Origin of the sequence: Desulfofustis glycolicus DSM 9705 (assembly GCF_900130015.1) — a bacterium.
GTDB classification, from domain to species: domain Bacteria; phylum Desulfobacterota; class Desulfobulbia; order Desulfobulbales; family Desulfocapsaceae; genus Desulfofustis; species Desulfofustis glycolicus.
On record NZ_FQXS01000053.1, the window covers coordinates 1 to 11444 of the forward strand.

General features: G+C 44.6%; 12 protein-coding genes. All 12 read right to left on the reverse strand.

Going from position 1 to position 11444, the window contains the following annotated elements; all coding sequences use genetic code 11:
- Positions 1-178: DUF4372 domain-containing protein (locus BUC26_RS21725; RefSeq protein ID WP_143166127.1), on the reverse strand; the 178-nt coding region annotated here is incomplete at its 3' end.
- 136 nt (positions 179-314) lie between these two features.
- A complete protein-coding gene (locus tag BUC26_RS21730) occupies positions 315-1262 on the reverse strand; it encodes a hypothetical protein (RefSeq protein WP_143166128.1) in 948 nt (315 codons plus the stop codon).
- 67 nt (positions 1263-1329) lie between these two features.
- A complete protein-coding gene (locus tag BUC26_RS21735; RefSeq protein WP_073379421.1) occupies positions 1330-2580 on the reverse strand; it encodes an ISL3 family transposase in 1251 nt (416 codons plus the stop codon).
- Between the two features lie 131 nt (positions 2581-2711).
- The gene (locus BUC26_RS21740; protein ID WP_208609876.1) at positions 2712-4076 is read right to left on the reverse strand and encodes an O-antigen ligase family protein; all 1365 of its coding nucleotides are present in this window, start codon (positions 4074-4076) and stop codon (positions 2712-2714) included.
- A 5-nt stretch (positions 4077-4081) separates the two neighbouring features.
- A complete protein-coding gene (locus BUC26_RS21745) occupies positions 4082-5428 on the reverse strand; it encodes a phenylacetate--CoA ligase family protein (protein WP_073379425.1) in 1347 nt (448 codons plus the stop codon).
- Positions 5429-5458: 30 nt separating this feature from the next.
- Positions 5459-5911 carry a serine O-acetyltransferase gene (locus BUC26_RS24595; protein WP_208609878.1) on the reverse strand — a complete coding sequence of 151 codons (453 nt, stop codon included), beginning with the start codon at positions 5909-5911 and terminating at the stop codon, positions 5459-5461.
- A 103-nt stretch (positions 5912-6014) separates the two neighbouring features.
- On the reverse strand, positions 6015-7028 hold the full coding sequence (locus tag BUC26_RS21755; protein ID WP_073379428.1) for a GNAT family protein: 1014 nt from the start codon (positions 7026-7028) through the stop codon (positions 6015-6017).
- 6 nt (positions 7029-7034) lie between these two features.
- Positions 7035-7931, reverse strand: coding sequence for a glycosyltransferase (locus BUC26_RS21760; RefSeq protein ID WP_084540846.1), 897 nt, complete (start codon positions 7929-7931; stop codon positions 7035-7037).
- A gap of 19 nt (positions 7932-7950) precedes the next feature.
- On the reverse strand, positions 7951-9009 hold the full coding sequence (locus tag BUC26_RS21765) for a polysaccharide deacetylase family protein (RefSeq protein WP_073379432.1): 1059 nt from the start codon (positions 9007-9009) through the stop codon (positions 7951-7953).
- The gene (locus BUC26_RS21770) at positions 9006-10130 is read right to left on the reverse strand and encodes a glycosyltransferase (protein ID WP_073379434.1); all 1125 of its coding nucleotides are present in this window, start codon (positions 10128-10130) and stop codon (positions 9006-9008) included. Before BUC26_RS21770 ends, BUC26_RS21765 begins: the two co-directional genes overlap by 4 nt.
- 142 nt (positions 10131-10272) lie before the next feature.
- Positions 10273-11088, reverse strand: a complete 816-nt coding sequence (locus tag BUC26_RS21775; protein WP_073379435.1) for a hypothetical protein — start codon at positions 11086-11088, stop codon at positions 10273-10275.
- 54 nt (positions 11089-11142) lie between these two features.
- Positions 11143-11444, reverse strand: a 302-nt coding sequence (locus tag BUC26_RS21780; protein WP_208609877.1) for a transposase, incomplete at its 5' end; no start/stop codon positions are given.

An 11444-nucleotide genomic window follows, 5' to 3' on the forward strand; every position in this document is an offset into this window, starting at 1 on the left:
CGATATCGCGAAGACTCTCTCGGTAGGTGATTTGGGCAAAGGCCATGCACAAGAATTGATCGAGACAGGAGAACCTTCTTACCCTGCGCTCTCCTTGGTATTTGGCTACACACCGACGAAAGGTTGGCAATGGCATGAACTCCATAACCTGCTTGAAAATCAATTGTCCGGCAAACATGTGCGCCCCCCTCCAGGGTTTTGCCGAAGAATTTCCCTAGAAAGGGATCAGATTTCAAGTCGATTATGGTCATTTTGCCGTGAATGCTATATTAATACAAGATGTTACACCGAGTCGTTTGGCTCTTAACCGGACACTACTGATTGCATATCGCTATTGATTGAATTTCCTCTGGTATTGGATCCGTTATAATATTGCATTTGACCAGCTTCATATTTTCAAATTCTTTTAATCGAGAGTGGACTAAATTATACGAAGTACTGCTAAACTGCCCTAGCCAAAATGCATCCGGACTAGTTTCAGCTGTTTCGTATGAAAATCCTTCAAATAGGTCTAGGAAATATGCTTTACGGTTGAGCTGAATTTCTTTCATATAGCGTAGAGCTAGATGCGCACTGGCTCCTTTATAGACTCCAATTTCAACATAGGCGCCCTCCAGTTCACAGGTAGATTTGATCGCACGTAAGATATTTTCATAATCAATGAGATCAAAGGTATCCAATTCATTTTTGAGGGGTAAGTTTTCCAGAAGCACTTTTTTTGCAGCATCATCTCTATGAAAGAAGCGTGCAGTGGGCAGGTATGATTTAGGTGTGTAAAAAAAACAGTTTTTCATCTTGAGAATCACACGCAGAATTTCCGCTAACTTCTCGTCACTATCGTAGATACAAAAAAATACAAGGGGTTTATGTGTGAGCACAATCTCTTCAAGGGAAGAAATCCAAAATGCAGGAAGAGTGGTAAAATCAAAACCTATCTCAGCAAGTTTTAGATCAGAGATGATATAAAATGTGGCATCCTTCCCCTGAAAACGTTTTTTAGCAAGCGAAACCATAGCATCAATTTCTGAATAACCAAATCTTGGTAAACGTAAGTGCTGTGGGTGATGTAAACAAGCTGTCCAAGCACTTTTGAAAAAGTCATATTTCCTTCCTGTGAGAAAAGAAATATGTCTACAAATTATTGCATTCGGAAGTAATAATGGAAAAAATTTCAGACTTTGCCACAGTAGGTGACCCATTTTGCTGTTCTCGATACGGTTACTAATTCCTTGAGATATTTGAGCAAAAATATTTTTTCTCATTTTTAGGTCTATCTTTTTGTTTGAGTACAAAAAAACACCTGCTAAAAGAAAGCGGCTCTTCGTCGTTTCAAGTGGATTTGAGCAGATTACCAACCGGTGAGGCGATTAGGTAAATCATGCTGATAAATGTCTCTGGATTTCGGTACCCCCTGGCCCGTGCTTTGGCCGCCTGGAAGATGCTATTCAAGCCCTCCAGGCGAGCATTGCTATGGCCCGACTGGCAGCGAGCTTCAATCGCCAGGCGATGCCGGATCACCGTTTCGATTGCGGAGATGATCGGCTTTAACACCGGTGATCTGGTCAAATCGGTCTCTGCCATGCACAGCAGAAAATTGCTCAAGCGCCATTTGGCCGCCTGTGGAGTTGCTGCTCTTCGTACCCAGCGCAACCGCTCTTTTCCCCGCCAGGCGATGGCCGTGAAGAAGTCCATCGAGTTGAGTTCGGCAAGGGCGTTCCGTTCATTTTCGCTGAGAGTGGTCGATTCCTCATTCTTCAAAACGGCCCAGCGTGTTGCCTTTGGCAACCGTCTTTTTTTGGCCTCCAGGACACGGACCTTGTTGACTGCTTTGGTGAAGATCTGCACGATATGGAACCAATCGACCGCGATCTCTGCTTTCGAGAAATGCTTCCTGATACCGGATAGAAACAGCCTGGACATGTCGCACGTCACTTCCAGGATATTGTCGGCAGTGCCACCGTGCTCAGTGAGAAATCGTTTGAATTGGTGAATCGTGTCTTGGCCTTTGCCAGGGACAACGAAAACGACCGGATTCTTCTGTCGGTCCAGGTCGATGAGCACGGTCACGTAGTTGTGTCGTTTCTTTGCCGAGCTTTCATCAAGACCGATGGCTTTGAGTTCACTCAGATCAAGTTTGGCTAGGCTTTCCGAGACGTAATGAGACACGATGCGCCACAGCTTTTTATCGGGAATCTGGATGATCCGGGCCGCCGCCAATACCGGCATCTCGCGCACCAGCAAGAGCGCGGCTTGCTCGAACAGCAAGGTGAACTTGCTGCCCTTGCGCGCCCAAGGCACGGTGATTCTCTGAACCCCGTGGTCGTTGCACTTGATCAGCGGTACGTCGGCGGTGATGTAGCAATGATGCTGGAAGAAGTTGAGATGGCGCCAGGTCTTTTCCTTTAAGTCATGCGCTTTGCACAACTCCCCGCACTCAGGACAGGGGAAACTGCTTCCTCGTGGAGCGGACAAGGTGCTCCGCAGTTCATGGGGCGTGCACTCGGTGTTCAAAGTTTGGCCGGTGATTTCCCAAGGCTTCTCTAACCCAGGACCTAATGTTATGATATCGTTACCGTTCATACGTTTCTGCTGGCTATTTCGTTTGGATTTGATCCTATGATATCAAATCCAAACGAAATGACGAGGAACCATACTTTGTTTCAATGAAACAATAAGCTTTAATCAGATAAACCGAAATTTAGATATGGTAGTCAATGGCAATAGCGTCGCTTGCCTGCCAATTTTGCAAGAAACTCGTCACTGGCATCTAATATTTTCCGATGTATACGAAAAATGGCTATGCTTAACCCTAGACTAAACCACCAATATATTTCATACAAATCCATACCAAAAAGACCCAGCGCAAGTCTTACTAGGATGAAGAGTGTCAATGCTGTTGACAGAGCGATACATAATTGCGAATCTGCATGTAATTTTTTTAATCTACTTCTTTTAGCACTTAACATTTCCTTATCTTCAAGGGCTTTCGATATAGCATTCTTATTTTTTTCTAGATTACGACATATATTTTTTAATGTTTTCAGCATGATAAATATAAATGCTGCAAAAACAATCAAACCTTGAATTCCAAGATTTGTTGCTACTTCAAGGTAGAGATTATGAGTATCTTGAATTCTACCGAATCTAGCTTCTCTTGCAATTGGGAATGCCGCCACGCCAACTCCAAAAGGATGCTCCTTAAAAATTGTCACTGCGTCTTCTAAGATCTGGATTCTAGCTCCAATGGAGTTACCTTCAATTTCTTGCCCACTAAAAATGGTACTAAACCTTTCAAAGTACTGCTGGTTTACAAAATGTGTTGAAATTAGAATGCAAATCACTAGGACCAATAAAGCAAACAATTTTTTCTGGCTTTTTAAAACAAAAAAAATCAACATAACAATAAAAGCTACATAACCAGTCCGGGATCCAGTGTGAATGAGAATGTTCAAAGCAAACAACAACTGAACTGACAATATAATTTTAATAATTTTAGGTACTATTGGAAACAGATAAATAATAAATGGAATTGTCCCCAATGCCATTCCCGAAAATGAATTGGGGTGTGTATACATAGGCGTACTGCCATGTAATCGCATAATCCCTTGGTTCTGCCATACCATGCTTCCGCTTATTTGCCCGACCAAACCTTCCTGACCCATCTTAATACAGGCAAGCATGAAAGCCCCAATAAAAAAAATCAATCCCTTAGGACTCTTGACAAAACTGACAATAAAAAATGCCATGAATGCAAATTTCACCACCCGATTAAAAAAGACATTCCACGAATACTCTGGATTGAGAGAAAAAGGGACTTGGATGGCTATTACTAAAAACAACAGGATAACAACCCCGCTAAAAGGATTATCCGTCATCGTGGACACGTTTGGCGAAAGCAAGGCTATTGCTGTTAAAACCAGCGCCCAGATGAACTCAATGCGGATCGCTCCCAAAGCAGGGACGCGATAACCTATCTGCAGGTACCAGATGAGAACATACCCGCAAAAAGCCAATAGTACCACATTGCTGACCCGTGGATAACATTCATCGTCGTTTTTGAGTAGTTGGAAAATCACGGCAATTACTTCACATTACAGATCGAAAAGCGATATTTCCCGGAAGGTTCTGCCTTGATATCAGTAACTTTTTTGATGGTATATCGAACCGCATCTCCGAAGAGGTCCTGAAAATAGCTAAGCAGTTGATCGTATGTTTCCTGGGTGTAGTTATTTGCAGGGACAATGTTCAACTTTATTTCATCAATGGCTTCCTGAATAATTTGCATTTGACGTATGCCGGGTATGTCAGTCAAAGTGTTTTCAATTAAAGAAATCCCTGCGACCCGCGAGCCGTCTAGTTTTATCAAAAAATCAGCCACCCTTCCGATCACTTGATCCATCAGTGGCAGGCCTCGACCGCAGGAGCAGACGCTCAGTGAGGGTACACCAACATCCTCTACCTGGTATCGAATTAAAGGCATGACCCAATTAATCAGATCGGTCACGACAATCCGGCCCGGTTCACCTGGGGAAGCTGGTGTACCATCATCTCTTAAAAACTCGATAACGAGATGCTCGATATTTAAATGCATCCCTTCATGCCGTTCGCATTCACAGCCGATCAGACTTACCTCCTCACAACCGTAGCGATTTGTCACCTTCGTTTCGAACACCTCCTCAATCACCGCCCGTTCAGAGGGAATCAGCATCATTGATGTCGATAGTATCCCTTTTGGCGCTGGCAGAGAGATTGCCAGGTCCTGTAGAGCTTCAGCTAGTAAATACAAAGAATGGGCATGGCCATATAGCAGGGTGGGCTTGGCGTTTCGCCATTGCTCGGCAAAAAACCTGACCGCTTTTTCATCTACCCGCATAGTATCGAGATAGAAATAGGGTTGGATCAGATTGAATTTGAGGCGCTCCCTGTAAGTTTTCGGCAGCTTCGGGTTCCCCCAGCAGGCAGCGATCGGTTCGCCGGGACGCCAACCGGTCCAACAGTCAGATCGGCGTGCGCAGGCGTTGCGCAGTTCACTGCACTCCTCGCTAAAATACAACTCCAGTGCAGTCCCGGTCGAACCGCCGGTTTTCGCCTTTTGTAGCGTCTTCTGATCGAGTCCTCGACTTAACAGATTGTGCATTTGATCGCGAATCTCAGATTTAGTGAGGATCGGCAAACCTGCAAGATCGGTTACGTTTTGCATGGTAGCGGGATTCAGGCCGACAGCCGCTATCCGTTCACGATAGAAAGAGTTGTTCTCCCAGACAAATGCGATAAGTTCTCTTAATCGCCGCTGTTGGATTCCAAGCAGATGTTGCGTTGAAAAGTACTGGTTTTTTTCCAGATCTTTCCAATAGGCCAGCTTCGGGCTGCCAGTCAGGCGCCCATGCAGAGGCTCGAACAAATGCCTTCTAAGAAAAGCAAAGTTCATCGTTGTCCTGCTCTTGTGAAATGCATGACTTTAGTAATCCGTGTTGATGACATAATTACCCGATCCCTTGTATGAAATGACCTCACCTAGGGGTCCGGCCACAACACCGTTGTCAGGCACTGACTTGGTAACGACCGTGTTCGCACCTACCGCAACGTTATGCCCTATGTAGATACCCCCGATAATGAACGAGCCAGGCCCGATATAGACGTTATCGCCTATTTTCGGAGTTCCGGATAATTTTCCTCCATAGGTCGCGCCAATAGTCACATTATGGTTCAAATTGCAATTCTTCCCAATAACCGATTGGTGGTTTATCACTATTCCGCCATAATGTCCGATATATAGCCCCCTATCGATTTCAGTGTTGTATGGTAATGAAATCCCATACTTAAACTGGAGACGTCGTAACCAAAGCCTGCAAAGCACAGTGAGCGGCAATAAAAATCCGCCTTTTTCTTTCAGAAATCGGGTGGTCCTCATCCAGAAAGAATAATGAAACCCAGGGGTCGAAAAGTAGGTCGTTACAAACCCCCCCTTCTTTCCACAATAACGGTACAGGTCACTTTTTATAAAGCGAAGGTAATCAGAAAATAGCACACGGTTCCTCCTCCGTTGGAAATTCACGCAACGCCGTATCTGAATCGCCTGCAAACACTTTCCAATCGGCAAGTTGCAGCCTCTCTCTCAAAACCATATCTTTTGTATAGACTGTTAACCTTGCTTCTTGTGGCCTGACGAAAAACCCTGCAGCGGCAAACCGGCCGGCCAATCTTTCACCGGCAAAAATCGCTGTGATTCTGTTTCCCGGCAGCCCCACTGCCGCGGCCCGAATCAAATTGTCAAGAGCTTTTTCGCGACACAAAATATCGAGGATCTGTGTTTCGTCTCTTTTCGCCCTATAGGCAACGACGCCACTATCTTCTCCGATCTTCAACAGGGCCAGTCGGCAATCTTGGTAAAACGAACCAGCATAGCGCCAAGCCAACAGTTCACCAGATGTTGCGATTCCTGCGTCGTTCTCTCCGAAACGATCACTTAGGATATTCTGAATTCTGTTCAAATCATTTATGTTGAGATCTGTATTAACTATTTGTGGCTTATTCATTACAGTCCAACGGACCCAACTGAGGATATCCCGAGCCGTTGTTTTGAGCCCTTTGCTCGTGCTTGGGCGTCTGACCAAGTAACCTTTATGATAGGCAGCGACGATTAATGCCTTTTTTTTTCCATACACTGCCGCCTGAGCTGTGGACTGGCCACTGGAAACAGTGGCCTTAAAACGCTCCAAGGCCATATCGACAAAAAGACTGCTGATTCCCTTGCGACGGAACTCCGGCGAGACCATCAAATCGATGGGAAAAGCAGCCTGGTATTCTTGTTGACAACAGACAATCCTGGCCGGGAGATAACACCTCACACCAACGATTCTTCTGGCAAAACAACAGAGAGCGACATGAAAACCGCCGGGATGCTCGGTAAAAAGGGCATCGAAACGCCCAGACGCCGCCTGAATTGAATCGGCCCCGAACTGCTCCCGTATGAACTCTTGTATAAGGGGGGTATCCTCCCGTTTTGCCCATTGATAACGAAGATCCATGGTCTCCTATTTGCTCCCCACACCCAACTTAATCAATGACTTCCACAATCTCCGATCATAAAAACGGTACTTGAACGCCCGAAAATAATCCAGCAACGCGTCACCATACCGTTTTTCGGAAGCCTTCCAGCGCCCCCGGCTCACATAGGTATGCGCCCAGCCACGCCGAACTTCCGCAGGGGTAACGCTCCTGGGATATCTGGCCAGAAAATTATTCATCATTCGGAAGGAATTCTCAAAGCGTTCTCCAGTCCGGTTGGACATCTGCCCACCCCAGATGCGATAGCCAACCAAAGGCTCTGGTATATATTGAAACTCATAGCTCACAGAAATACGCAGCCACAGGTCGTAATCGATTCCCATGCGAAGGGATTCATCGAAACCTCCAACCTCTTCCACCACCCGACGAGGTGTCAGGCTTGTATTAAAGCTAACGAAGTTATCACACAATAACTGACCGGTGATGCGGCCGCTGTAGCGTTTGACGGCAGGTGTTGCCATCTTGTTCCCCGCAGCGTCAATAAGTTGCAGGTCTCCATAGACCACAGCGAGTTTATCCCGATTGTCGAATAGGGGCAGTTGGCGGCTCAGTTTGCTCGGAAACCAGAAATTGTCAGCGTCGCAGAAACCGACATATTCTCCCTGCGCTTCTTGCAGTCCCCTGTTCTTGGCCGTCGTTTGCCCGGCATTCTCCTGGTGTATCAGCTTAACACGACTGTCAGAGGCATACCTTTTTAATTTAAGGGGGGTATCATCAATAGATCCATCGTCGACAACGATCACTTCAAGATTGCCGTAATCTTGATCGAGAACCGAATCAACAGCTTGACATACATACTGTCCCATGTTGTATGTTGCCATGATAACGGAAATCATTGGCTTTGAAGGTGTCGTTCCGGTCATTTCATCTCCTTCTCCAACCTCATGCGACTTCTTCCTGACGGTAACCTCGCCAGTATTGTTCACCTACCGAGGTCGGTCGACCAATCAGTCGTCGCATTTTCAGCACGAGAAATTCGGCACCACAAAGACACCAGGAAAAATCCGTCTTATTCTCGGTAACGCAATAGCGCGGCAAAGTGAACAAATCATACTGCAACGCCTGATAGGCAATGTAGCTGCCTTTGAACCCAGCCTGACGGACAATATTCATGGTCTTGACAGTAAAATCCGCCGGCCCTCCCTGTGGGTAACAGAACCAGTCAACTGAAGTTCGCAATTTTTCTTCAAGTTTGATCTTGCAGCCAACAATCTCGTTACGTGTGCGGTCGGGATCGAGCCGAGACAGTATAGGATGGTTCTCCGTGTGGGCCCCAATAACAACTCCATTCTCAGCCATCTCGACGATCTGCTCCCAAGTACAGGCCTGGCAGCTCTCATCACAAATATTCTCGGGGCTCACAGCAAGATTCTCTGCTATTTGCCTGAGAAGGTTCTCTTTCTGCTCATGCTTTATGAACCGGCACAAGTCAGCGACGTAATTCCAAGCACGATTCCGCTCACCATCAGACTTTATCTGTAATTCTATTCGCTTACCAGATAGAGAAAAATGCAATTTCTCCAGAGACGTTTTTTCAAAGATCACACGCAGTTTATCCCACCAAAGAAGCGACCTATGTTCGACAAAACCTGTGGTTACAAATAGAACCGGTTTGATCTCGAAATCTTTAAAAACTGGATAAGCAACCTCGTAAAAATCACGATATCCGTCATCTACCGTTACAACTACAGGACTTGGCTCCCATGGTTTTTTCTTTTGCAACGCAGTTAACTGTTCGTCCGGGCTCCAGATGGGATGATGCTGCTTAATGTATCGTAGATGGCTTTTTAACGATTTGGCAGTGACGAAACGCTCTTGTGTCGACGCGTCATCGGAAAATCGATGGTACATCAGTACCCGAACGTGCCGTCTGGTCAAAAATCGGCATAAAACCTGAAATCCAGGAGTTGCCAGCAGAATTTTTTTTAATGCGTACTTCATAACTGACCGCCAAGAGAAGTTGGCTGCAGAGGACAACCGGAAAGCATATCCTGGTAATGATTTTCATAACACTTAACCATGTAGGATAAAGAAAGATTACTAGCAACTCTTTCACGATTATTGCGGCCAATCCTTTGGTTCACATTATCATCCAGCAGCTTTAAGATACGATCTGCAAGCACTTCAACGTTTCCAACCGGATATAGAAAACCGTTTTCACCTTCCAAAACCAGTTCGGGGTTTCCGCCAGTATTCGTAGCCACTACCGGAACGCTACAAGCCATGTATTCAATAATTGCGTTGGAAAGTCCTTCTGTCTCTGAGGTGATAACACCTACAGAGAAATTTGCGATGTGTTCCAGTGGGTTTTCCAGACGCCCGACAAAATTAACCACTTGGTTCAGCCCTAATGAATCCGTGAATCGTTCCAGATCCATACGCAGATGCCCATCTCCAATGACCGAAAAAACAACATTTGGGTTCTTCGCGCGTACTAAGGCGGCGGCTGCGATAAAATCCTGAACTCTCTTGACTGGTCTATTCAAGTTAGCTACTATGCCAATTTCTCGTAGACCGTCCTCGACCGAACCGGAACGATATCCCTCCAATTCGGTCATATCGAAACCGTTATATATCACTTTGATTTTATCAAGAGCCAATCCATCATTTATCGAAAAGTGTTTTTTTACGGCTAATGAATTGGCAATGAAGCCGTCCGCCCGCTTGTAGGCTAAACGCATCTTAAAATTCTCCAAGCGAGTTCGCCAGAACCCAAGGTCTCGAAAAGTTATAATGAGTTTAACAGGCAAAAGAAGTTTCAGCATAGCCCCTATTACTGAAGGATCTTGAAAAAACGTCTGAACCAAGCAAATCTCGTAATCGTTACAGAAACGAGCTAATTTTTTAATTTTCTGAGGGATATCAAGGCTTAAAAGTCTGCGAGTACCCAAGTCAATTTTGGGGCAGTTAATGGAGTCTAGCAGATCGGACGAAGGCTTCAAGGTGCACAGATGTGGGCGAACAACTCCATTTGCCGACAAACCATTGATCAACTCACAGAGTTGTTTTTCAGTACCCCCGAGGTTCATACTCTCAATAATGTAGAGTACGTTATATTTCATATCAATTCTTGCTGGCTAATCTTTTTAGATTTCCCACTTTTATATCAGCTGATTCCTCATTTCTTCAAAACGTAATCTTTGCTCACAAGCTATACCTTGAGTATATTTTTATAAAGACCACATGCAGAACGAAATAAAGAATTTACAATGAGTTAAGATACAATAACAATTCCCTTGCCACTTGAAGGCTACCCGATTCATTGAGATGCCCGCCGTCGGATGTCCACTCCTTGGCCATAGCCAGATATTGTTCACCTTTATGACTGAAAGATATTAACTCTCCGGATTTGCTCGTTGCCTCAATTTTTGCCAAGTTAAAGAAAGGTGCAGTATGTTGATACTCATCCATCACCATTTTATTATATTGATTACGCTTGATGTTATTGGCATACTCCCAAATATCATCTTTCCCTAATATCTTTTTTAACTTGGTTTTCCAAGTTTCTTTTAGACTTGTCAGCGGAACTGTCAAGTGAACGAAAACCGTACTCGGAAAATCTTTTGCTAATTTGTCAAAATTTTTCTTATAATAATCAAAAACACTTTGAATATCAGTGTCTTTAGTAATATCAACGTAACATAACTTTATAAATGCTATATCTACGCTACCCTCCAAGTCATCTCTGATAACCTTAACAAAATCATCAATTTTCTTTTTTGGATAGTTATTCTGCCCAATTCTTTTATGAATAATTCCTGTATTGGGAATATATATATTTTTTTCATTCATAGGAAAGATCGTCGCTGCTAATTTTTCATCATAGAGCTTGATTCCACTAATAATGTTTTCACCAACTGATTGATGTCCGAAAAAAATTCGCTTGGCTAGAAGATTACTCAATTCCATTGGATGTTCCCTCTGTGTAGCCTCGGCAATTGCAATATTGCCGACAAGTTGCGTGATCATTAATATTGATGTGACGATTATACTAACAAAGAATACCATATATGATTTCATAAGATACCTCCTTTTAGAGAGTTATAATCAAGTCTGGTGTTTGAGGAATCATTCTCAGATATTGACAGCCCTGTCAAGCTCGCCTTCTTTTACAGGTTCAACCCTCTCTCCATCCTTGAATTTCACTCCTTGAATGACCTCAGCAAGCAGCCTGAATCCCCTCAGACGCCGCCATTTCTTCTGAGCGCTTTGGCCGAGTTTGTAAACCATTGACAAGATAGTATGCCTTGCAACGCATCCCCTTGTTTTCGCTGTCCGAAGCCGTACCGTGGCAAAGGTCGATTCAATTGGGTTTGATGTCCGGATATGTTGCCAATGAGAGGCTGGGAAATCGTAAAATGCCAGCATCTCGCCTT

What these genes read in the sequence shown, in the direction of transcription:
- BUC26_RS21730 (WP_143166128.1), bottom strand. Translation starts at nt 1,262, where the DNA reads ATGAGAAAAAATATTTTTGCTCAAATATCTCAAGGAATTAGTAACCGT.
- BUC26_RS21735 (WP_073379421.1), bottom strand. Translation starts at nt 2,580, where the DNA reads ATGAACGGTAACGATATCATAACATTAGGTCCTGGGTTAGAGAAGCCT.
- BUC26_RS21745 (WP_073379425.1), bottom strand. Translation starts at nt 5,428, where the DNA reads ATGAACTTTGCTTTTCTTAGAAGGCATTTGTTCGAGCCTCTGCATGGG.
- BUC26_RS24595 (WP_208609878.1), bottom strand. Translation starts at nt 5,911, where the DNA reads ATGAGGACCACCCGATTTCTGAAAGAAAAAGGCGGATTTTTATTGCCG.
- BUC26_RS21755 (WP_073379428.1), bottom strand. Translation starts at nt 7,028, where the DNA reads ATGGATCTTCGTTATCAATGGGCAAAACGGGAGGATACCCCCCTTATA.
- BUC26_RS21760 (WP_084540846.1), bottom strand. Translation starts at nt 7,931, where the DNA reads ATGACCGGAACGACACCTTCAAAGCCAATGATTTCCGTTATCATGGCA.
- BUC26_RS21765 (WP_073379432.1), bottom strand. Translation starts at nt 9,009, where the DNA reads ATGAAGTACGCATTAAAAAAAATTCTGCTGGCAACTCCTGGATTTCAG.
- BUC26_RS21770 (WP_073379434.1), bottom strand. Translation starts at nt 10,130, where the DNA reads ATGAAATATAACGTACTCTACATTATTGAGAGTATGAACCTCGGGGGT.
- BUC26_RS21775 (WP_073379435.1), bottom strand. Translation starts at nt 11,088, where the DNA reads ATGAAATCATATATGGTATTCTTTGTTAGTATAATCGTCACATCAATA.